Annotated in this window: 21 protein-coding genes, 1 tRNA gene and 1 other annotated feature; of the genes, 5 read left to right on the top strand and 17 right to left on the bottom strand. The window is 37.3% G+C overall.

Annotated elements, in window-relative coordinates; genetic code table 11:
* Positions 1-72: 72 nt before the first annotated feature.
* Positions 73-287 (bottom strand) — a binding site (T-box leader).
* A gap of 291 nt (positions 288-578) precedes the next feature.
* From cls to IGK72_RS01980, 7 genes are all read right to left on the bottom strand, one after another.
* The gene (gene cls / locus IGK72_RS02010) at positions 579-2,024 is read right to left on the bottom strand and encodes a cardiolipin synthase (RefSeq protein WP_002361214.1); all 1,446 of its coding nucleotides are present in this window, start codon (positions 2,022-2,024) and stop codon (positions 579-581) included.
* A 165-nt stretch (positions 2,025-2,189) separates the two neighbouring features.
* Positions 2,190-2,672 (bottom strand): VOC family protein, encoded by a 483-nt coding sequence (locus tag IGK72_RS02005; protein ID WP_002355441.1) that lies wholly within the window; start codon positions 2,670-2,672, stop codon positions 2,190-2,192.
* A gap of 22 nt (positions 2,673-2,694) precedes the next feature.
* Entirely contained in the window at positions 2,695-3,570 is an 876-nt protein-coding gene (locus IGK72_RS02000) for an aldo/keto reductase (protein WP_002384874.1), read from the bottom strand.
* 278 nt (positions 3,571-3,848) lie between these two features.
* Positions 3,849-3,922: transfer RNA gene (locus tag IGK72_RS01995), tRNA-Lys, on the bottom strand.
* An 81-nt stretch (positions 3,923-4,003) separates the two neighbouring features.
* Positions 4,004-4,141 carry a hypothetical protein gene (locus tag IGK72_RS01990; protein WP_002355364.1) on the bottom strand — a complete coding sequence of 46 codons (138 nt, stop codon included), beginning with the start codon at positions 4,139-4,141 and terminating at the stop codon, positions 4,004-4,006.
* A gap of 6 nt (positions 4,142-4,147) precedes the next feature.
* The gene (gene feoB / locus IGK72_RS01985) at positions 4,148-6,298 is read right to left on the bottom strand and encodes a ferrous iron transport protein B (RefSeq protein ID WP_023894900.1); all 2,151 of its coding nucleotides are present in this window, start codon (positions 6,296-6,298) and stop codon (positions 4,148-4,150) included.
* A complete protein-coding gene (locus IGK72_RS01980) occupies positions 6,295-6,768 on the bottom strand; it encodes a ferrous iron transport protein A (protein ID WP_002355361.1) in 474 nt (157 codons plus the stop codon). Before IGK72_RS01980 ends, feoB begins: the two co-directional genes overlap by 4 nt.
* 512 nt (positions 6,769-7,280) lie before the next feature.
* On the opposite strand from IGK72_RS01980, the gene IGK72_RS01975 reads away from it, so the two are divergent.
* The 4 genes from IGK72_RS01975 (at position 7,281) to nrdF (ending at position 11,190) form a co-directional block, all read left to right on the top strand.
* Positions 7,281-7,505 (top strand): redoxin NrdH, encoded by a 225-nt coding sequence (locus IGK72_RS01975; protein WP_002355360.1) that lies wholly within the window; start codon positions 7,281-7,283, stop codon positions 7,503-7,505.
* Position 7,506: 1 nt separating this feature from the next.
* Positions 7,507-7,884: a class Ib ribonucleoside-diphosphate reductase assembly flavoprotein NrdI gene (nrdI, locus tag IGK72_RS01970; protein WP_070416192.1), complete on the top strand. Its 378-nt coding sequence runs from the start codon at positions 7,507-7,509 to the stop codon at positions 7,882-7,884.
* The gene (nrdE, locus tag IGK72_RS01965) at positions 7,865-10,024 is read left to right on the top strand and encodes a class 1b ribonucleoside-diphosphate reductase subunit alpha (RefSeq protein WP_023894899.1); all 2,160 of its coding nucleotides are present in this window, start codon (positions 7,865-7,867) and stop codon (positions 10,022-10,024) included. The genes nrdI and nrdE overlap by 20 nt, the downstream gene beginning before the upstream one ends.
* 200 nt (positions 10,025-10,224) lie before the next feature.
* Positions 10,225-11,190: a class 1b ribonucleoside-diphosphate reductase subunit beta gene (nrdF, locus tag IGK72_RS01960; protein WP_002355357.1), complete on the top strand. Its 966-nt coding sequence runs from the start codon at positions 10,225-10,227 to the stop codon at positions 11,188-11,190.
* Between the two features lie 39 nt (positions 11,191-11,229).
* Here the strand turns inward: nrdF and IGK72_RS01955 are convergent, their stop codons facing one another.
* The 7 genes from IGK72_RS01955 to IGK72_RS01925 form a co-directional block, all read right to left on the bottom strand.
* The gene (locus IGK72_RS01955; protein ID WP_010819741.1) at positions 11,230-12,516 is read right to left on the bottom strand and encodes a TPM domain-containing protein; all 1,287 of its coding nucleotides are present in this window, start codon (positions 12,514-12,516) and stop codon (positions 11,230-11,232) included.
* Between the two features lie 44 nt (positions 12,517-12,560).
* Positions 12,561-13,130 (bottom strand): LemA family protein, encoded by a 570-nt coding sequence (locus tag IGK72_RS01950; RefSeq protein ID WP_002386098.1) that lies wholly within the window; start codon positions 13,128-13,130, stop codon positions 12,561-12,563.
* Positions 13,131-13,288: 158 nt separating this feature from the next.
* Entirely contained in the window at positions 13,289-13,990 is a 702-nt protein-coding gene (locus IGK72_RS01945) for an MgtC/SapB family protein (RefSeq protein WP_002355354.1), read from the bottom strand.
* 95 nt (positions 13,991-14,085) lie between these two features.
* Positions 14,086-14,787: a glucosamine-6-phosphate deaminase gene (gene nagB / locus IGK72_RS01940; RefSeq protein ID WP_002355352.1), complete on the bottom strand. Its 702-nt coding sequence runs from the start codon at positions 14,785-14,787 to the stop codon at positions 14,086-14,088.
* Positions 14,788-14,916: 129 nt separating this feature from the next.
* Positions 14,917-16,125, bottom strand: a complete 1,209-nt coding sequence (locus tag IGK72_RS01935) for an LCP family protein (RefSeq protein ID WP_002393688.1) — start codon at positions 16,123-16,125, stop codon at positions 14,917-14,919.
* A 149-nt stretch (positions 16,126-16,274) separates the two neighbouring features.
* Entirely contained in the window at positions 16,275-17,255 is a 981-nt protein-coding gene (dapF, locus tag IGK72_RS01930) for a diaminopimelate epimerase (RefSeq protein WP_002361202.1), read from the bottom strand.
* Between the two features lie 148 nt (positions 17,256-17,403).
* Positions 17,404-18,012, bottom strand: a complete 609-nt coding sequence (locus IGK72_RS01925) for a superoxide dismutase (protein WP_023894897.1) — start codon at positions 18,010-18,012, stop codon at positions 17,404-17,406.
* A gap of 193 nt (positions 18,013-18,205) precedes the next feature.
* On the opposite strand from IGK72_RS01925, the gene IGK72_RS01920 reads away from it, so the two are divergent.
* Positions 18,206-19,015 (top strand): DUF1189 domain-containing protein, encoded by an 810-nt coding sequence (locus IGK72_RS01920; RefSeq protein ID WP_002358434.1) that lies wholly within the window; start codon positions 18,206-18,208, stop codon positions 19,013-19,015.
* 178 nt (positions 19,016-19,193) lie between these two features.
* On the opposite strand, the gene IGK72_RS01915 is transcribed toward IGK72_RS01920, so the two are convergent.
* The 3 genes from IGK72_RS01915 to murQ are packed head-to-tail and all read right to left on the bottom strand — an operon-like array spanning position 19,194 to position 21,515.
* The gene (locus IGK72_RS01915) at positions 19,194-19,613 is read right to left on the bottom strand and encodes a PTS sugar transporter subunit IIA (RefSeq protein ID WP_002363016.1); all 420 of its coding nucleotides are present in this window, start codon (positions 19,611-19,613) and stop codon (positions 19,194-19,196) included.
* A 9-nt stretch (positions 19,614-19,622) separates the two neighbouring features.
* Positions 19,623-20,612: a serine hydrolase domain-containing protein gene (locus IGK72_RS01910; protein ID WP_070416035.1), complete on the bottom strand. Its 990-nt coding sequence runs from the start codon at positions 20,610-20,612 to the stop codon at positions 19,623-19,625.
* A gap of 12 nt (positions 20,613-20,624) precedes the next feature.
* Positions 20,625-21,515 (bottom strand): N-acetylmuramic acid 6-phosphate etherase, encoded by an 891-nt coding sequence (gene murQ, locus IGK72_RS01905; RefSeq protein ID WP_025186939.1) that lies wholly within the window; start codon positions 21,513-21,515, stop codon positions 20,625-20,627.
* Positions 21,516-21,521 lie beyond the last annotated feature (6 nt).

The following is a 21,521-nucleotide window of genomic DNA, read 5'->3' as shown; positions in this document are numbered from 1 at the left end:
TTCACGAAATTTTCTTTGGTCTGCCACGTATTCAAAAAAAGAATACAAAAAATCCCTAAGCCGTCGAAACGACTTAGGGACGAATTTCTCGTGGTACCACCCAAATTTATACATAGTTTAGTTTATTTAAAATACTATATACCTCTTAACAAATAACGCTGTTACCCGTGCCCTGTAGGCAGAAGCTCAAGAATGTAATTCGATAAATAACGTGTACTAGTTTCCAGCGCCACTAGCTTTCTGTAACAGTGGTTATTTCTCTACTGCTTTTCTGTCATTGCTTTGTATTCAACTTGTACATGTAGCATATTCCTTTTCGTTTTTTTTGTCAACACTCTTTGCTTAATTTTTTTTACTTTTATAAAAGATGTCCCTTTTTCACAAAAATAAAATAACAAATTAAAAATAATATTTATTTGTTTTAACAGCAACTACAGATAAAAAAATAACGAATAAAATTAAAAAATATTCTTTAAATTTTTTTTGACTTTTTTTGTGATTTTCTATACTTTTATAAAATTCCCGAAGAAAAATGACGAACTTCGGATCAGAAGTTCGTCATTTTGTGAAAAACAGTTTTAAAGAATTGGTGAAAATAATCGTGAAATTTGTTGTTTAAAAATCAACCATTTTGACATGTCGCGAACAACTTCTGGAGTCATTGTTGTACATTTTTTTCGATCTTCTAAGAAAATTGCTTCTAATTGATCAATGATTTTTTTATCATATAACACAGCATTTGCTTCAAAGTTTAATTTGTAACTTCGGATATCTTGATTGGCTGAACCAACTGTGCAGACTTCATCATCCATAATCATTGTTTTCGCATGTAAGAAACCACCGTTATAAATTAAAATTTCAATATTTTCTTTCATCAATAAGCGGCCGTAATACTGTGTTGCTCGATAAATAAACGGATGGTCGGGCTTATCTGGAATCATAATTTTAACATCTACTCCTGAAGCCGCAGCAACCTTTAAAGCAGCCAAGACACTATCATCAGGAACTAAATACGGCGTTTGAATCCAGACTCTTTTCTTGGCAGAAGTAATCAATTTAATAAAGGCCAATTTAATTTGTTCACGGTCACTGTTAGGACCACTGGCAATCATCTGAATGGATGTATTTGCCTCTGGCACCAATGCTTCAAGTTTAAAGAAATAATCCAATTGATACGCCACACGATTTTTCTCGGGGGAAGAGACGTTCCAATCCATTAAAAAACGCATTTGCAGTAATGAGGCTGCTGGCCCTTGAATCCGTAAATGTGTATCCCGCCAATAGCCAAACTTTTTAGTCGTTCCGGCATATTGATCGGCAACATTAAAGCCGCCAATGTAGCCTACTTTTCCGTCAATAACAACAATTTTCCGGTGATCATGATAATTCAAACGAAACTTCAAAAGTGCTTTTTGAGAAGTAATAAACGTTTGGACAAAACCACCGTTTTTTTTCAATTCATTCAAATGATGAACCTTGGTGCCCTTTGAGCCAAAGGCATCGTAAAGCAACCGCACTTCAACCCCTTCAGCCGCCTTTTCTTCTAATAAGTTCAAAATTTTGGTGCCGATATGATCCGTTACAAAGGCATAATATTCAATATGAATGGAGTGCTGAGCTTTTTTTATGTCCGCCATCAACGCATTGAATTTTTCCGTACCATCCGTAAAAATTTCAACATCATTTTTCTTAGTCAGGGGCATCCTATTTAACGAGGAAAAAAAGTCTGTAAACTGTTGTTGCTCCTCCGTCGGCATCTTTTGACTATAAAGTTCAAAACTTTCTTCTTGGAAATTCTGGAAATTCTCTAATTCCCGTAAATCACTTTGTTGCAAATAAAATTTCTTTTTGTCGGTTAAACCTCGACCAAAGAATAAATATAAGAAAAAACCAAAAACGGGTAGAGCAATCAGTACGAGTAGCCATGCCCAAATTGCTGCTACATCTCGAGGTTTTAACAAAATGGTAATTCCCGCAATAATTGCATTAATAAAATAAATAACTGTTAAGACGCTAAGAATCAATTGTCTTCCTCCTTTATTTGTTACGTTTTAGTATACCATCAATTACGGATTTGGAATATCTTTTCTTTAGCGACTTCTGTCTCAAAAAATAAAAAGAGCCCCCATTCTAGTTAGTGATACTAGAATGAGGGGGTCTTTTTGATGTTTGTTTGAAAGTCTTTTAACTTAATTTCGTGTAAATGGACCTTTAGGAGCAATCAATTCTAAATTTGTACCATCTGGATCGGTAAAGTAAGCAACCCCTGTACCAAAACCGCTCTTCAAGCCATCTTCTTCTTGGAATGTAATCGGCTCTCCATCAGGTTCTACGCCAATCGCTCTTAAACGTGCAACAGCTGCATCAATATCTTCCACTTCGAAACACATATGCATTGCACTAATTTGTTCGTTGGAATAAGAAGCTTTTTCTGATTTTGGTTTAACATATTCTAATAAATCAATATTGATGTTTTCTAGATGCACATTGGCATACTTGATTAATGTATCATCTAACCCTTGTGTTTGGGCCATCCGTTTTCCACCAATTTCATCACGATTTGCGATTTTTGTTCCTGTTAATGCTTCATAAAACTTCACTGATTCATCCAAATTACTGACTGTAATCCCCACGTGGTTGACTACTGAAAAACCTTTAACTGCTTCACTCATTGTATCTCCTCCTAGTTAATTTTTAGAAATCAAACGTGTCTGGATCTGGTCCCACACGTAACGATTCATTCAATTGGTTAATTTGTGCCATTTCTTCTGCACTTAGTTCAAAATCAAAGACCGCTGCATTGCTAATCATCCGTTCTTTGTGGACAGATTTCACCGCTAATAAGATATCTTGTTGAATATCCCAACGTAAAATCACTTGGGCTGCTGATTTATTATGGTTCTCAGCAATCGCCAAAATGGTTTCATTAGATAATAATTGGCCTTGCATCAATGGTGACCAAGCTTGGACTTTGATATCATGTTTTTCACAGAAATCACGCACTTCTTTTTGATCCAATTTTGGATGTAGTTCCACTTGGTTAATTACCGGAACAACTTTTGCATAAGAAAGTAAATCTTCTAAATGATGAACTTGGAAGTTGCTGACACCAATTGCTTTCACTTTTCCTTCAGCATATAAAGTTTCTAAAGCTTGCCATGATTCTTTGTAAGAATTATTTCCTGGCCAATGAATTAAATACAAATCTAAATAATCTAAACCTAAACGTTCCAAACTATCATTGAAAGCTTGAATTGTTTCATCATAGGAAATATGCGCGTTCCAAACTTTCGAGGTAACAAATAAGTCCTCACGGTTCAAACCAGTTGCCGCTAAGCCTGCTTTAATTCCCGCTCCTGTGCCAGATTCATTGCCATAGATTTGCGCTGTATCGATTAAACGATAACCATTGATAATCCCTTCTTCGACCACTTTTGCTGTCTCTTCATCTGGTATTTGGAATACCCCGAGACCCATTCCTGGAATTTTAGTGCCGTTGTTTAATGTTACTGTATCTGCTAGTGATGTAATCATTTGATTCGCTCCTTTAACGTTTTCTGATATCATCATATACCGTGCCGTACATGCTGTATAGTACGTACTTTTTCGTTTCATAGGAACCAAAAAGTGCGCTTTTTGGTAAATTCGCTTTTTTAGCCTGAAAAATTTTTAACTTTTTTTATATAACGTACTTTCTCGCTCTTCTAAGCGTAGCATTCTTTAACCGATTTAACTAGTGTATCTCTCACGACACACGACATTTTATGTAAAAAAAGAGAACGCGTACTCCGTCTTCGAAACGTCCTAAGACGCCGACAGAATACCGTTCTCGTGGGTTTGGCACCCAATGGGGGCATAGGGATTCGAACCCTAGACCCTCTGATTAAGAGTCAGATGCTCTAACCAACTGAGCTATGCCCCCGTTGTATAAAATGGCTTTTCAGCTACCTCAATATTGTAGCACTCCGCTATTATTTATACAAGAGGGAATTTTTTTCAGTTGTTATTCTTGTGAAGATTGTTCTTTTTTTACAGGACAAGCTGTTTGACAATCTTCACAACTTTCCCCTTTTTTGATTCGTCGATAGGTGATGATTCCTGCTGTTCCAAAAATTAAAATGGATAAAATAATTGTTGCCATCCGTTATTACCCTCTTTCTAAAGAAGTGATTGCTTGGACACTTTCTTTGCCTGGCTTTGGTTTTCTTATAAGGAAATAAAATCCAGCTAAAACAACACCCATCGCTAAAAAAGTCCCCAGAGTTAGTGTGCCTTTTTCGACTAACACATGGCCTAATTGATAAATCACAAAACTAACCATATAAGCCAAACCGCATTGATAACCAATGGCTCCTAATGTCCATTTGAGGTCTCCCATTTCACGACGAATTGCGCCAATTGCAGCAAAACAAGGTGCACATAATAAGTTAAAAGTTAAGAACGAATAGGCCGCGACTGGCGTAAAGGTGTGTTGCAGTGCGCCCCAGACTTCTACCCCGTTTTCAGAAACATCTTTCACATTGCCAAATAAAATGCCTAAGGTACCAATAATATTTTCTTTCGCTATCAATCCTGTAATTGTGGCAACTGCCCCTTGCCAATTACCCCAGCCTAATGGGATAAATAGCACCGCCAACCCTTTACCTAGAAATGCTAGAATACTTTGACTTTCTGGAACGGGTTGAAACGTCACAGAATAATGGGACATGAACCAAATGAGAATACTGGAAACAAAAATAATCGTACCTGCTTTTTTTACAAATGAGCGACATCGTTCATAGGCATGCCGAACCACACTTCTAAGCTGTGGCAAATGATAGGCGGGAAGTTCCATAATGAATGGTGCTGGATCTCCCGAAAAATGCTTGGTCTTTTTTAAAGCAATTCCTGATAACACAATGGAAGCAACCCCTAAGAAATAAGCAGAGGGCGAGACCCAACTTTGGTTAGGAAAAAATGCACCTGCAATCAGAGCGATAATTGGCAACTTCGCCGAACATGGCATAAAAGTCGTGACCATAATAGTCATTCGCCGATCGCGTTCGTTTTCAATCGTTCGACTAGCCATCACGCCTGGGACCCCACAACCTGTCGCAATTAACATCGGAATAAACGACTTACCAGATAGGCCGAATTTCCGAAACAAGCGATCCATGACAAAGGCAATCCGGGCCATATAGCCACAATCTTCTAAAAAACCTAAACATAAAAACAGGACGGCCAGTTGTGGTAAAAATCCTAACACAGCCCCAACACCTGCAATGATCCCATCTAAAATTAAACTTTGCATCCATGGCGCTACTTGCCATTGCGCCAACCAATTTCCCACAAATTGAGGAACCCATTCCCCGAAAAAGACATCGTTTAACCAGTCTGTCCCCATTGTACCAACCGTTTGAATAGACAAGTAATAGACCAACCACATCACAAACGCAAAGATTGGCAACGCCAACCACCGATTGGTTACCACTCGGTCAATCTTATCACTGTGAGTAAATGTCATTTCTGTTTTTTTCGTCGCACACAAAGCAATTAATCGAGCAATAAAGGCATAGCGTTCATTGATGATAATCGCTTCACTTTCATCTTGAAAGATTTTTTCAGTAATTTGAATGACTTCTTCAATTTCTTTTTCTTGAAAAGAACTCAATAATAATTGCTCTTTGGTTCGAACATCTCGTTCAAAAAGTTTTAAACTATACCAACGCTGTTGCGTTTCAGGAACAGTATTCCCTAAAATATCAACAATTTCAGCAAGTGCTGCTTCTAAGCGATTATCATAAGAAGGATAAATAACCTCTGTCTCTATGGCATTCGCTCGCTGCTTACTTTGTTTTAAAGCATGATCCAACCCACGATTCTTCAAAGCACTAACCTCAACGACAGGCACGCCTAAGCCATAACTTAACTTTTCACTATTCAATGTTTGGCCGTTTTTTTCCAACAAATCCATCATATTTAACGCACAAACAACCGGTAATCCAGTTTCAATTAATTGTGTTGTTAAATAAAGATTCCGTTCCAAATTGGTCACATCGAGAATATTCAAAATCACTGAAGGTTGGTCCTCCAAAAGATAATCTCGTGCCACAATTTCTTCAGGCGTATAAGGAGAAAGAGAGTAAATCCCTGGCAAATCTTGAATAATGAGTGTCTTATCTTTCTTTGCCACCCCCTCTTTGCGTTCCACAGTCACCCCTGGCCAGTTTCCAACATATTGGTTGGCTCCTGTTAACATATTGAACGTTGTCGTTTTACCGCTATTAGGGTTGCCGGCTAGTGCAATTTGCTGAGTCATTCGCTTTCCTCCTTTTCAACCAAGATTAGTTCCGCTTCACTTTTTCGTAACGTTAGTTCGTAGCCACGTACATTGATTTCAATTGGATCAGCTAAAGGAGCTACTTTGCGAATAAAAATTACTGTTCCTTTTGTTAAGCCCATGTCCATCAACCGACGTTTCACCGCTCCTTGTCCGTGGATCCCTACTATTGTAGCGCGTTCTCCAACTTTTAAGGTATCCAAGGAGACCCAAACTTTCTCATTCGCCGAGCGCTCCTCCACATGAATCGCTTGTAAAATCGTATCTGTCAGCGCAATTCGACTATTATGTAATAAAACAATACCATTTTGATTCTGATAATTGACAAGGACAACTGCTTGGCCTGCAACGACACCTAAATTGTTCAGATGTTTCTTTGTCTGAACATCTGCTTGGACGCTTTCGACTGTATAGACTTTCCCAACTTCTGCCTGCGCTAACGTAATCATTTACTTCCCTCCATGTGAAAAAGTTTCAAACGAAAATGAGAATCGTTCTCAATTAAAAGAATACGCTTGCTTACACGGAAAGTCAATGAATTTCTGGATGTATCTCCTGTTTTCTTCTATTTTCCTTCTATATAGAGACACTTTTTTCAGGTTACTATTTTTGAAAAAAGTCAGCTCTTGTTTTTTATGTTACTAGCTACTATAAAATTCCACTCATTCAATAACAAATCCACTTATTTTTTCTTCTTGTGCCTAACTCAAATGTCAACACAATATTTAGTGTTTTTTCACTAAATGTTCTCTTTCAAAATTTTAATTTTTTTGTTTGTCAAACACTGACCAATGTGTTTTTTCTCCCAAAAACGAGGATTCACGTGTTTTCATTTTTCTTTCAAAAACACAAAAACTAGTATTATGAGAAAAACGCACCACAATATATAGTGTTAAAGTGTTGACTTTTTTCTACATAGATTTATACTAGTCTATGTAGAAAAAAAGAGGAGGAACTTTCAATGAACGTAAAAATCTTTTCAAAAAATAACTGTATCCAATGTAAAATGGCGAAACGTTTCCTAAGTGAAAATAACATCGCTTTTGAAGAAATCAATATCGACGCACAACCAGATGCTATCGACTGGTTAAAAGAACAAGGGTTCCAAAGCGTACCGGTAATCACATCTGAAGCAACAACCGTTGTTGGCTTCCGTCCAGACCAATTAAAACAATTGGCTAGCTAAGATGAAACTTGTTTATTTTTCAGTCACCGGTCAAACAAGGCGCTTTATTAAAAAATTGGATTTGCCTGCTTATGAACTTGAGCCAGCGAATCCTTTTTTTGAAATAAATGAGCCTTTTATTCTTGTCATTCCTACCTATGATGCAGAAATTACAGAGGTAGTGAATGACTTTCTTGATTATAAAAGTAACCAAGAACTGTTAGTTGGTGTAGCTGGTGGGGGCAACCGTAATTTTGCTGAATTATTTGTCTATACCGCCAAAGATATTTCCCGCGATTACCACGTTCCGCTTCTATACTCCTTTGAGTTTAGCGGAACAGACGAAGACGTGGAGACCTTTAAGAAAGTAGTGGAAGAAATTGAGTCTAAAAGAAATTAAAGATGTCAGCTATTTCAAACTGAATAACGAGATTAACCGTCCTGTTGATGGTCAAATCCCTTTAAATAAAGATAAAGAAGCACTCGCGGCCTTCTTTAAAGAAAATGTAGAACCGAATACACGTAAATTCAGCTCTGCTGAAGAAAAAATCAACTTTTTAATGAAAGAAGATTTTATTGAAACTGAATTCATCGAAAAATATTCAATGGACTTTATTGAAAAATTATATGCTTTCTTAGATGAACAACATTTCCAATTCAAGTCTTTCATGGCGGCTTATAAATTTTATTCTCAATACGCTTTAAAGAACAACGCCGGAACAGAGTATTTAGAAACATATGAAGATCGTGTTGCCTTTAATGCCTTGTATTTTGCGGATGGCGATGAAGAGTTGGCTTTAACATTGGCGGATGAAATGATCCATCAACGGTATCAACCAGCCACACCTTCTTTCTTAAACGCTGGGCGTAAACGTCGAGGTGAATTGGTTTCTTGTTTCTTAGTTCAAGTAACAGATGATATGAACAGCATTGGGCGTTCAATTAATTCTGCCCTTCAATTATCACGAATCGGCGGTGGCGTAGGAATTACTCTTTCAAACTTACGTGAAGCGGGCGCACCAATCAAAGGTTATGATGGCGCAGCAAGTGGTGTTGTCCCTGTTATGAAATTATTTGAAGATAGCTTTAGCTACTCTAACCAACTAGGTCAACGTCAAGGTGCTGGTGTGGTTTATCTAAACGTCTTCCATCCAGATATTGAAATGTTCTTATCTGCTAAAAAAGAAAACGCTGATGAAAAAATCCGTGTAAAAACGTTGTCTCTTGGTGTTATTGTTCCAGATAAATTTTACGAATTAACGCGTAACAACGAAGATATGTATTTATTTAGTCCTTATAGTGTGGAACGTGAATATGGTGTGCCTTATTCCTATGTAGATATTACCAAAGAATATGATAACCTAGTGGCCAATCCAAACATACGTAAACGTAAAATTAAAGCCCGTGACTTAGAAAATGAAATTTCTAAATTACAACAAGAATCTGGCTATCCTTATATCATCAATATTGATACAGCTAACAAAAACAATCCGATTGATGGCAAGATTATCATGAGTAACTTATGTTCTGAAATTCTTCAAGTTCAAACGCCTTCTGTTATTAATGGGAAACAAGAATATGAAGTTTTAGGAACAGATATTAGTTGTAACTTAGGTTCAACTAACATTGTTAATTTAATGGAAAGTCCTGACTTTGGAAAATCTGTCCGCGCTATGACGCGTGCGTTAACTTTTGTAACAGATGCTTCTGAAATTGATGTCGTGCCAACTATCCAAAATGGAAATCGTTTAAGCCATACAATCGGACTAGGCGCAATGGGCTTACACACCTTCTTCGCTAAAAATCATATGGAATATGGCTCTGAAGAATCATTAGACTTTACAGACATTTATTTCATGTTATTAAATTACTGGACTTTAATGGAAAGTAACCAAATTGCGAAAGAATGTAACCAAGTCTTCCATAATTTTGAAAAATCAGATTATGCTTCTGGTGCTTACTTCGATAAATATATTGAAGGCAACTTTACACCAAAATTTGATAAAGTGAAAGAAATTTTCAAAGACATTCAGATTCCAACGGCTGAAGATTGGGCTGCGTTACGCGATGCTGTGAAAAAAGATGGTCTTTATCATCAAAATCGTTTAGCCGTAGCGCCAAATGGTTCAATTTCATATATTAATGATACTAGTGCCAGCATTCATCCAATTACTCGTATGATTGAAGAACGTCAAGAGAAGAAAATTGGTAAGATTTACTATCCAGCGCCTTATTTAGCTAATGATACAATCCCTTACTATACTTCTGCTTACGACATGGATATGCGCAAAGTGATTGATGTCTACGCAACAGCGCAACAACACGTTGATCAAGGAATGAGTTTAACCTTGTTTATGCGTTCAGAAATCCCTGAAGGCTTGTATGAATGGAAAGAAACACCAAAACAAACAACCCGTGACTTAAACATTTTACGTCATTATGCGTTCAACAAAGGGATTAAATCAATTTACTATATTCGTACATTTACAGATGATGCTGAAGAAATTGGCAGCAATCAATGTGAGTCTTGCGTGATTTAATGAAAAGCACTTAAATAAGGCGTTCTGCTTGAGCGTCTTATTTTTTAGGAATGTTCTCTTTTTAAACAGGACATTTTCAGATATACTGGACAAAGAAGAACGGCTGCACGCTCCTATTTGGACTCTGTAGAACGTTTTAAGCGAAGAAACGAGACAACTAGTCAAACAGACTGCTGTCTCAGCATACAGGAGGAATAACCATGGCAACGTATTATGAAGCAATTAACTGGAACGCCATTGAAGACGTCATTGATAAATCCACTTGGGAAAAATTAACCGAACAATTTTGGTTAGATACACGGATTCCGTTATCCAATGACTTAGATGATTGGCGGACTCTTTCCGATTTAGAAAAAACTACTGTCGGCTACGTTTTCGGCGGTTTAACTTTATTAGATACTGTTCAATCAGAAAGCGGCATGGATCAACTGAGAAATGATGTGCGGACGCCCCATGAAGAAGCCGTCTTAAATAACATCCAATTCATGGAATCTGTCCATGCCAAAAGTTATTCTTCTATCTTCAGTACATTAAATACAAAAAAAGAGATTGATGATATTTTTGAGTGGACAAATACCAACAAACATCTGCAATATAAAGCAGAACGGATTAACGAAATTTATAAAAACGGTACTCCATTAGAGAAAAAAATTGCTAGTGTATTTTTAGAAACGTTTTTATTCTATTCTGGGTTCTACACTCCCCTTTACTATTTAGGCAACAATAAACTAGCGAACGTCGCTGAAATTATTAAATTGATTATCCGTGATGAATCAGTGCACGGCACGTATATTGGCTATAAATTCCAATTAGGATTTAATGAATTACCAGAAGATGAGCAAGATAAACTAAAAGACTGGATGTATAATTTACTTTACGAATTGTACGAAAACGAAGAACGTTATACAGAAGAATTATATGATGACTTAGGTTGGACCGAAGAAGTAAAAACCTTTTTACGTTACAACGCCAACAAAGCTTTAATGAACTTAGGTATGGATCCCTTATTTGCGGATACAGCCAATGATGTGAACCCGATTGTAATGAATGGTATTTCGACAGGAACTAGCAACCATGACTTCTTCTCCCAAGTAGGAAATGGCTATTTACTAGGAACAGTTGAAGCCATGAAAGATGATGACTATCTTTACGGTTTAGATAAATAGCAAAAAGCTAGAAACGATCAACGTTTCTAGCTTTTTATTTTACCAACTTCCTGAGGCACCGCCACCGCCGAATGAGCCGCCACCGAATGAACCACCACTGCCGCTACCAGAACTACTATGATTAGACGGATTGTATTGTGAGTTTAAATAAGCATACGTCAAAACACTACCATCATAACTATATAAAGTATCTCCTACTAATAAACGCCCAAAAGATTGTTTTTTTGCATTTGGATATATACTTAGTAAAGAACCACGCTTAGTGGCACGTCTTATTTTCCCTTTTGTGGCAAATAACGTTGCTCCATTAAGATATAAACAATAAAAAGAAGTCTTTTTCATCTTATTTAATACTTCCTTTGTCTGTTCTGAGTTATTTAGGACAGCCTTTGTTGGTAAACAATTCAAATAATCTTGATACATTTTTTTAACAAGTTTTCTTGTTCTTAAAATTTGTAAAATATAAACAGCACAAATGAGCATCCCAGCAATACTTGCCATTAAAAGAACATTTCTTTTCGTTGTATTAGTGTTTAACTCTGTTTGTATATTTGTTAATTCATTATCCACTTGTGCGGTTTTTGAATTGATTGCAGCCGATACTTGATCAATAATTTTATTGAGACCTGTATTATAATCCTCGTCTCTAAAAGCCTCTTTTACTTCTTCATTATTAATAATATCATCCGCATAGCTATCCGTTAAAATACTCTCTAAGCCATATCCAACTTCCAAGCGAGACTCGCGATCCTCAATTGCCATTAGAAAAACCACACCATTATTTTTTTCACGATCCCCTACACCTAATTGATTAGCAATCTTATTGCTGTAAGATTCAACAGATTCCCCACTAGGTAACGCAGGAACGGTAATAAGCATAAATTGTGCGCCATTCGCATTTTCCAACAATTGTTGATTCAATTGAAACATTTTCTGTTTAAGTTGATTTGAGACAATACCTGCATTATCTGAAACATAGATATTAGCATCATTAATGTTCAACTGCCCATTCGTTCCAGTAATTGTCACTAATTCATTTTCACCAGTTATTTCTTGTTTAGAAAAGTTATTTATTGTTGTCTGGGTTGACGCTTCAGTCATTTTCCCTGCTAAAATATCGTCTCTCTTTTTTTGTAAGGCATGTTGCTTCTCTCTCAGTGCAGTTTGTTTTGCTTCATAAGAGATTCCCTTTCCTTCATACCAAGCAGCCATTCCTAATATTAAAATCATACTTAAACTAATTACCACAACAATCGTTGTATTCCGCTGATGCTTTTTATAAAACAAACGAACTTTTTCTTGAATTTTTTCGACTTTTTTATCCAACCTTCCTCACTTCTTTCTTTTTAACCCAAATTTTCTATAAATTTTTATTTAAATTCCACTTGCGGCACTTCTTTTCCCTGCTCTGTCGCAACATAGTTAGTTTTCTTCTCAAATCCTAAAAGTTTTGCAATTATTTTATCAGGGAATTTTGAAATCTGTTGGTTATATGTTTCAACAGCTTGTATATAGTTACGGCGTTCAACAGAAATTCGATTTTCAGATCCTTCTAATTGAGTCATTAAGGTTTTGACATTTTCAGAAGAAGCTAACTTTGGGTAATCTTCATTCAATACTGTAACAAAATTACCTAATCCTTTTTCAATTTGCTCATTTGCTTGCCCTTTTTCAGAAGAAGATTTTGCTCCTGCGTATGCTTTACGTGCTTCCGTTATTTCTTTTAAAACTTCTTTTTCTTGAGTCATACTGCCTTGAACACTACTGACAAGATTCGGAATTAAATCAGCACGTCTTTGCATTACATTCTCTACTTGTGACCATTCTGCTTCGACTTTATTATCTAAAGTAATCAATTGATTATAAGCTTTCATCACAAATGCACCAATAATCACAACGACAACAACAATAATACTAAGAAATTTATTTTTTTTATTCATCTTACTTATCACCTTTCTTTCTAACTCGTAATACAATCATAACTCTTTTGTAATCTTTTTGAAATATTAAACTTAAAAAATCAGTCCTAGGTCCTAGAAGAAAACCGCCATAAGCATTTTAACTTATAGCGGTTGTCATTAATTATAAATAGATGTTTCTACACATTAATCAATCGTAATTTTGTTACATTATTTGAAACAGATAGGTCTTCGATAACATCGGCATACGTTAGGCCTTTAGGCAAATCAATAGTATAGATATTCGTATAGATTTTTGTATCATCCACCCAAGAAACATTGAAATTCACATCATAAATTTCAATATGTTTTTCTTCAAAATACTGATTAATAAATTCTTTGGTTTCTTGTTTATGTTGATAGCGAATTTCTAATTTTTTGATTGTTGGTACGTGAATAATTCGTTTGACAATGGTTAAGGCAAATAATACACCGATAAAACTTGTTAAGGCAATCGTATAGTAGCCCATGCCCACCGCGATCCCTAAACCAGCAACGGTCCATAGTGACGCTGCTGTCGTCAATCCGGTGACACTTTGTTTCGTTACAATGATGGTTCCAGCACCTAAAAAGCCGATTCCACTTACAACTTGTGCAATCAACCTTGCTTGATCTGAACGAATGACCCCCGTCAAAGCCGGATTAGCTAACGCATCTTTCAATGCATTGATTGCAATTTGCGACTGAATTAACGCAATAATAGCCGCGCCCATACAAACTAAAATGTGAGTGCGCATCCCTGCTGGGCGATTCTTATATTGTCTTTCAAAACCAATTGCGCCACCCATCACCATCGCTAGGACTAACCGTAAAATAATTTCTGGAATTGTTAGCTGTAACATCCTTTTCACCTCTTCTTCTATTACTTCCAGTATAACAAAAAAAGAACTTGAAACATAAGGAAATCCTTATATTTCAAGTTCTTTTTCATCAACGATTATAATTTACTTGCAGCTGCATCATCAATGATTACAACAACATCTTGATGGTTTTGTAATGCACTTGCTGGCATGTCTGTTGTTACTGGTCCGTCAATCATTCCTTTAATGGCCTCTGCTTTTGCTTCGCCATAAGCCATTAAAATCATTTTTTTACCTTTCATGATTGAGCCAATCCCCATAGAAACAGCACGTGTTGGGACATCTTCTACTTTGTCAAAATAACGTTTGTTTGCGTTGATTGTTGATTCAGTCAACTCAACGACATGTGTTAAGCTATCTAGAGGTGTGCCTGGTTCGTTGAAACCAATATGTCCATTTTGACCAATACCTAAGATTTGGATATCTACTGGATGTGCATCAATAATTTTTTCATATTCTGCGGAAGCAGCATCTAAATCTTCTGCTTTACCATTTGGTACAAATGTTTCTTTAAATGGTTTTTTGTCAAATAAGTGTTTGTTCATGAAATAACGGTAACTTTGCTCATCTTCGCCACCTAAACCAACATATTCATCTAAGTTTACAGAAGTCATTTCTGTAAAGTCGACATCACTTGCTGTCATTTCTTTATATAATGTTTCTGGTGTACTACCTGTTGCTAAGCCTAAAACTTTCGCACCATTGTTCATACCTTCTTTAATTAATTCAAACGCTTTTTTGCCGCCTTCTTCTGCATTTGCTACACGGATAATTTGCATTTTGACACGCTCCTTACGGTTTATTTTGGTATAGTCCAATTATAACACCTTCTGAAAAAAATTTCTAGAATAAAAGAAAAAAACTTCTATTTCCATCAGAAATAGAAGTTTTCGAGCTTGTTTAACAGATTAATATTGTGGTGCGTTGGGATCCACATACGTATTTGGATCAGCATAAGCGTTTGGATCTGTGTACGTATTTGGGTCAACGTACGTATTCGGATCATAGGCTCCTTCTGCTGCTTGTTGCGTATTGCCGTTGTATTCTGTTTGTCCGGCTGTGGTGTCCGCTGTGCTACTCGAACTAGTAGAGCTATTGACACTTGAATCACCAGATTCACCAATCAGTGCAGTATCTGTAACAGCATAGCTAAACTGATTATAAAAGGCTAAATCTTTTTCACGTTCAGAAGCATGTTCTTTTAAACCAAGTTGTTTTCTAAGTGTTGTTTGTGTTTTGTATAAACTATTTGGATCTAGGACTTGATAATAAATATCATCAATGGTTGCACTGTATCCTTGTAATTGCTCTGAGTCAATTGTTTTAAAGGCAGACAAATATTTTGATTGGATGTCCATCATGTCATCCCAAGTTAAGTCTGTTTTTACATTGGCTTCAACAGCATCAAGAATTTTTCGATATTTTGAAACACCATCAAAACTCATGACTTTGCGCACAATTTTCTCAACAACTTCTCGTTGGCGGCGTTGACGACCCACATCTCCTTCAGGATCTTCGTGACGCATCCGCGCATAAGCCAAACCTGTCGTGCCATCTAACTTGATTTTACCTGCTGGAACAGTAATACCGTCCAACGTAAATTCACCAATCGTATTATCTACTTCAATACCGCCTACCGCATCAATCAGGTCTTTTAACCCTTTCATATTGATGGATACATAGTGATGGATGGGAATATCCAGTAATTCTTGGACTGTATTAATCGCCATTTCGGCGCCACCAAATGCATAGGCATGGTTCAATTTGTCTTGTGTGTCATTTCCAACAATATCTGTTAAAATATCTCTATCCAAACTGATCATTGTGGACTTGTTTTCTTTCGGGTTGATGGTTACAACCATTGTAGTATCTGAACGACCTTGTTCTGTTCGGCCTAAATCGCCTGTGTCAATCCCCATTAAAAGAACAGAGAATGGTTCTTGCGCATCAATATTGGCCGTGGCTCCTTTATTGGACTTACGGTTAACTGATTGATAGATCCCATTAATTGTTGAATTGGCATCTGAATACATCTTAATCCCGTAAGCACATACCCCAGCTACTACCACTAGCAAGACGCTCAAGAAGCCCAGTACTACTTTTTTCCATAGTTTCATAAGACACTTCCTCGTTTATCTAAGAATAATTCTTAATTCATGCCCTTTATTTTCTCATAGTTTGCTTATTCAAGCAATATTTTTTATTTTTTGGAACAAGAACTTAACACAATTGTAAAATAAAAGAGCGCTTTATCAAGGAACAATTGTTATTTTTGAGAAAGTGTTTGCAGAAATTCTTGATAATGTTTCTGTTCATTCGTTTCAGTGATAGTTATTTTCTCAAATGCACCATTTAGTAAATCAGTCAGTGATCCTTCAATCAAATGCGTAATCGTGGCATTCCCAATTAATTCCATCCAATAACTGCCATCAGACGTTTCGTGGACGACTGTTTTCACCATACCTCCAGCATTTTTGACGGTTATTTCTTCATAAAAAACACCATCTTTCAATAACGTATAAAGTAAACTACTTGCGCACATAGCTGTCCCACAAGCACTTGTAAAACCTACACCACGTTCATACGTTCGAACAAATAGTTGATTTTTGCCAAGAATTTCAACAAAACTCACATTTATCCCTTCTGGAAAATATGGATTTTCATTATTTACATAGGTAGCGATTCGTTCAAATTCTGGACCATTTAAGGTTTCGTGATCCACAAATGCTACAAGGTGCGGATTAGGCACTGCTACCGCTGTAAAGCGAATGGTGTTAGATAAGGCTGGTACGATTTCATCAATTAATGTTTGGACCCCTAAATGCATTGGGATAGTAACTGCTTCAAAACTTACTGGCGAAATTTCCACTTGGTAAGTCGCTACTTCTTCAGCTAAATTGGGGGCTTGACGTACTTTCAAATCTGCAAACATTGTTTCAACTGTAAATGATTTTTCTTGGTTTTTTTCAGCTAAATAACGGGCAACCGTACGCAAGCCGTTCCCGCACATGCTTGCTTCACTACCATCGCTGTTAATCACTCGCATTCTAGCATTGGACGTGCCGTGAGTCCCTTCTCCTACCAAAAGTAACCCATCTGCTCCCGCCAATAATCCTGTTTCCCGCGAACATAACTGGATGCGCAATTGCTCAATTTCCTCAGCGGTTAAAGAACGCTCAAACTGTGTTTCATCCAATAAAAAGAAATCATTTTCTGACCCGTGTACTTTTTGCATCATAACATTCATTTTTTTAGCTCCTTCTTTATGTATCCGTTATCTTTCCCTACTTACTTTAGTATGCCATAAACGAACAACTATTTCGACCCTGGATTTGTAAAAGGAAAGAGTCAAATGACAGCTGTCATTTGACTCTTTCCTTTTACAATTGGCAAACTTATTTTGCTGCAGCAAAAAGTTCGTTTACTTTATCCCAGTTAACAACGTTCCAGAATGCTTCAATGTAATCTGGACGAACGTTTTTATATTTTAAGTAATACGCATGTTCCCAAACGTCAAGACCTAAAACAGGTGTTTGGCCATCCATTAATGGTGAATCTTGGTTTGGTGTTGAAGTGATTTCTAATTTACCGTTATTCACAACTAACCAAGCCCAACCTGAACCAAAGCGGCCAGTTGCAGCTGTTTTGAAAGCAACTTTCATTTCATCAAAGCTGCCAAATGTTTCATCGATTGCTTCTTTAATAGCGCCAGTTGGTTGTCCACCAGCATTTGGTGCCATAATTTCCCAGAAGAATGTATGGTTTGCGTGGCCGCCACCATTGTTACGAACGGCTGTGCGGATATCTTCAGGAATAGCATTCATATCTGAAATTAGGTCTTCTACAGATTTTTCGCCTAATTCTGGATGTTTTTCAATCGCTGCGTTTAAGTTAGTCACATAAGTGTTGTGGTGTTTATCATGGTGTAAGTGCATTGTTTCCACGTCAATGTAAGGTTCTAATGCATCATAAGCATATGGTAATTCTGGTAATGTGTAAGTCATTTTTTAAATCCCCCTATTTTTTAGTATGTAACATACGTCTTTCATACAACTATTATGATAACAGAGTGAACCGCTTTCTACAAAATAGTTTGCTTGCCAAAAGAAAAGTTTTACAAAAGAGGGAGATTACCTTGTGTTTCCCTCATAAATTCGCTAGAATGACCTGTAGAAGAATGATGTGAGGAGTAAATAAATGAATACATTGCAATTATTTAAGCAGGCCTTTTTTTCAGTTTCAGAATTACGGCATGCGAAAAAAATGGCGTTTTGGAAAGTAATTCTCTATGCTGTTTTTTTAAGCGCTATTTTAGCACTACCTATTACCAAACAAGTCTTTTCTGTGCTACAAGAGGTGCAACAAGATGGCCAAAAAATTGCAGAAAAGTTGCCTGACTTTTCTATTGAAAATGGCACGTTGCAAACAAAGGCCAAAGAATCTGGCTTTATTTATCAAACCGACTCGATTATTTTTACGTTTGATCCAGATGGAAAACGTACAGCCGCTGATGTCCGAAAGGATTTAATTGGTAATGCGTTTGGTTTGGCTTTTTTACAAGATGAATTTGTAGTCGCCTTACCGAATTCAGGAGCAACTGAATCAATTCTAGGCACCGACCAATTTATCTTCCCCTATAGTAAAGGAACCTTAGATGGCGTTAACGCTCAGAGTATCAAGACTGCGCTAAGTGAAGCAGCAATCCCTTGGTGGACAAAACTCATTGTCTTTTTAGTGGCTATCTACCCTGTTCTAATCGGTTTAGTTTTAGACTTACTGATTGCCGCTATCGGTGCATCTCTCTATTCAAAATTACGTTTTTATTCTTTACGTTTGATTGATTGTTTAAAAATTATTACGTATTGTGCTACCGTGCCAGTCATCTTAAGTGCTATTTTAAACTTCGTAAATCCGATGTTTAACGATGGCATCCTAGTTATTTTACTGAGTCTATTCTTTTTCTTTGTCACAACCAAAAACGAACCACGGAATATCCCTGGTTCTTAAAAAAAGAGCCTGGGACAAAAATCACTTTGGATTTTTGTTCCAGGCTCAAAACCTGATAAACGGCGGGAACAGAACCAACTCCTTCGGAAATAAGCCGAAATTCTCCAAAAATTAAAAAGCAATTTTCGGAAATTCCTTCTTATTTCTCGGAGCTAAACGGTTCCGTCCCGACCTCTTTCTATTCTTCAAATTCTTCTTCATCTGTTAATTCAGGTAAATCAATCGTGGTCACCGCAGATTGGCCAATTTGCGTTAAATATGCAGCTAATTCATCCACATTTTCCACAGGTGAGACGGCTGCTTCAATTGCCATTGCTAAATTAAGTCCAGCGACTACTCGCAATTGCGGATAAGTGCCCATGGCCATCATAGCCACATTACAAGGTGTTCCTCCTTTTAAATCAGCTAATACAAGCGTCGGGACATTGCCAGCTTCTTTTAAGATTGCTGCCAGTTTTGCTTGCGTGCCGCTCAAGCCATCTTCTGCGGTCATTGACACAATCGCAGCATCTGCTAATTCCCCGACAATCATTTGAGTAGAAGCTAAGGTTTCTTCTGCCATCCGTCCATGGCTCATTAAAATTAATTTTGGTTTCATCATATCCTCCTAAAAATACTGCTGATAAATTTTTGTTCGTGCTTTCAGAAAGCCACGTTCTTCACGAGTGGGATGAATCCGATTCGTCAACAAAATTAGGGCTTCTTTGGTCTCTTTTTTCATACCAATCACCGTTCCAGTAAAGCCAGTATGATACAAATAGTCTACCCCAGCTTGCGTCTTTTTCACTTCCCAACCAAATGTACGTACCCCTTGGTTCATAGACCAGAGAGCAGTGAACATTTTTTCAGAAAATAATGGTTTGCCAGACGGGTAGCGATTGTTCATAAAACACTGAACAAAAGTGAGTAAATCTGGTAAAGTTGCAAATAAACCTGCACTGCCAATTGGCGCTTTCAGTTGATAGGCTTTCGAATCGTGGACCACCCCCTGAATAACGCCGCGTTGTTTTGTAATCTCTGTGGGCACTGCCTGGGCAAAATCGCTGACCGTAAAACTTGTATGCTGTAGGTTCATTGGTTGAAATACGTATGTTTGAAAGCTCTCTTCTAATGAGCAGCGATCCAATACTTGAATAATTTCTCCCAATAAGTAATACCCTAAATCAGAATAAGTGGTTTTCCCTCGTTCAGATAACGAATGCGTTAAAATGATTTCTTGCAAGCTTTTTTTTGTGACATTTTTCTTATCGACAACATCAGCTGGCAGTCCGCTCTGATGCAGTAGAAGCTCCCCAATCGAACAAGATAGTCCTTGATAATCAGGTAGGATTTCCCCCACAGTGGTTGAAAAAGTAAGCTGATTTGTATCGATTAATTGTAACATTCGATTTGTTGTCCCAATAACTTTCGTTAAGGACGCTAAATCATACAGGCTAGCTGATGAAACCTTTTGTCTTGCAAATGGACCAGTATTACCTAAAAAGCCCGTATACTGTTCTGATAAGCTATCTTCTGTGATCGTCCCCCAAGCGACACCCGGAACGACTTGCTGATTAATCAGTCTCTGAATTGTTTCTTGAATTGCGATTTGATTCATTGTTCACCACTTCTATGCTAAAACTTCTGAAATCCGTCCGTCATGTTCTGCTAATAGTTGTTTGGCTTTTTGAAAATCAACGTGGGCTTTCGCCATTACAATGGCTGGTGCCACTTCTAGCTGTGATGCCTCCAAGTATTCTTTGGCTTGCGATTCCTCGATTTCTGCTGCTTCTTTAATGATATTCGTGGCACGTTGAATTAATTTTTCGTTCGTTGGTTGTACGTTGACCATCAAATTTTGATAGATATTCCCTACTTTAACCATAATCCCTGTTGAAAACATATTTAACACCATTTTCTGTGCTGAACCCGCTTTCATTCTAGTTGATCCTGTAATGACTTCCGGTCCTACAATTGGCGCAATCCCAATTTCCGCCAATTGATTCATCGGACTTTGATTATTACAGGTAACTGAAATGGTTAGAGCGCCCACTTTTTTTCCGTATTCAATTGCGGAAACAGCATATGGTGTCCGACCACTAGCAGCAATCGCAATTACGACATCTCGGGCGGTCAATTGATGTTGCGTTAAATCTTCGATAGCTAATTCTTTCGAGTCTTCAGCGCCTTCAATTGCTTGATACATTGCTTTTTCACCACCAGCTAAAATACCAAATGCGCGTTCTGGCGACACACTATATGTGGGCGTTAATTCAATCGCATCCAAAGCACCTAAACGTCCAGACGTTCCTGCACCACAATAGATTAAACGGCCCCCTTTTTTAAATCGTTCTGCCGCTGCATCAATTGCTGCAGCGATCTGCGGAAGCACCTTTTCAATTGCTTGTGCTACCTTTTGGTCTTCTTGATTTATTAAAGTTACCATTTCTAATGTTGACACTTGGTCAATCTTTTTAGTCGCTTCATTTCTGGCTTCTGTCGTTAATCCTTCTAAGTTCATTTGCTT

Source organism: Enterococcus sp. DIV0183 (genome assembly GCF_050541505.1).
Taxonomy (GTDB): domain Bacteria; phylum Bacillota; class Bacilli; order Lactobacillales; family Enterococcaceae; genus Enterococcus; species Enterococcus faecalis.
This window is presented reverse-complemented; position numbering and strand designations above follow the sequence as displayed.

Excerpts from the sequence above, each read along its gene's own strand:
- nrdI (WP_070416192.1), top strand. The coding sequence starts at position 7,507 with ATGAAACTTGTTTATTTTTCAGTCACCGGTCAAACAAGGCGCTTTATT.
- IGK72_RS01990 (WP_002355364.1), bottom strand. The coding sequence starts at position 4,141 with ATGGCAACAATTATTTTATCCATTTTAATTTTTGGAACAGCAGGAATC.
- IGK72_RS01910 (WP_070416035.1), bottom strand. The coding sequence starts at position 20,612 with ATGAATCAAATCGCAATTCAAGAAACAATTCAGAGACTGATTAATCAG.
- dapF (WP_002361202.1), bottom strand. The coding sequence starts at position 17,255 with ATGAATGTTATGATGCAAAAAGTACACGGGTCAGAAAATGATTTCTTT.
- IGK72_RS01915 (WP_002363016.1), bottom strand. The coding sequence starts at position 19,613 with ATGAAACCAAAATTAATTTTAATGAGCCATGGACGGATGGCAGAAGAA.
- feoB (WP_023894900.1), bottom strand. The coding sequence starts at position 6,298 with ATGACTCAGCAAATTGCACTAGCCGGCAACCCTAATAGCGGTAAAACG.
- IGK72_RS01950 (WP_002386098.1), bottom strand. The coding sequence starts at position 13,130 with ATGAATAAAAAAAATAAATTTCTTAGTATTATTGTTGTTGTCGTTGTG.
- nagB (WP_002355352.1), bottom strand. The coding sequence starts at position 14,787 with ATGCAAATTATCCGTGTAGCAAATGCAGAAGAAGGCGGCAAAAAAGCG.
- nrdF (WP_002355357.1), top strand. The coding sequence starts at position 10,225 with ATGGCAACGTATTATGAAGCAATTAACTGGAACGCCATTGAAGACGTC.
- IGK72_RS01935 (WP_002393688.1), bottom strand. The coding sequence starts at position 16,125 with ATGAAACTATGGAAAAAAGTAGTACTGGGCTTCTTGAGCGTCTTGCTA.
- IGK72_RS02000 (WP_002384874.1), bottom strand. The coding sequence starts at position 3,570 with ATGATGATATCAGAAAACGTTAAAGGAGCGAATCAAATGATTACATCA.
- IGK72_RS01980 (WP_002355361.1), bottom strand. The coding sequence starts at position 6,768 with ATGATTACGTTAGCGCAGGCAGAAGTTGGGAAAGTCTATACAGTCGAA.
- IGK72_RS02005 (WP_002355441.1), bottom strand. The coding sequence starts at position 2,672 with ATGAGTGAAGCAGTTAAAGGTTTTTCAGTAGTCAACCACGTGGGGATT.
- IGK72_RS01945 (WP_002355354.1), bottom strand. The coding sequence starts at position 13,990 with ATGTTACAGCTAACAATTCCAGAAATTATTTTACGGTTAGTCCTAGCG.
- IGK72_RS01920 (WP_002358434.1), top strand. The coding sequence starts at position 18,206 with ATGAATACATTGCAATTATTTAAGCAGGCCTTTTTTTCAGTTTCAGAA.
- IGK72_RS01975 (WP_002355360.1), top strand. The coding sequence starts at position 7,281 with ATGAACGTAAAAATCTTTTCAAAAAATAACTGTATCCAATGTAAAATG.
- murQ (WP_025186939.1), bottom strand. The coding sequence starts at position 21,515 with ATGAACTTAGAAGGATTAACGACAGAAGCCAGAAATGAAGCGACTAAA.
- IGK72_RS01925 (WP_023894897.1), bottom strand. The coding sequence starts at position 18,012 with ATGACTTACACATTACCAGAATTACCATATGCTTATGATGCATTAGAA.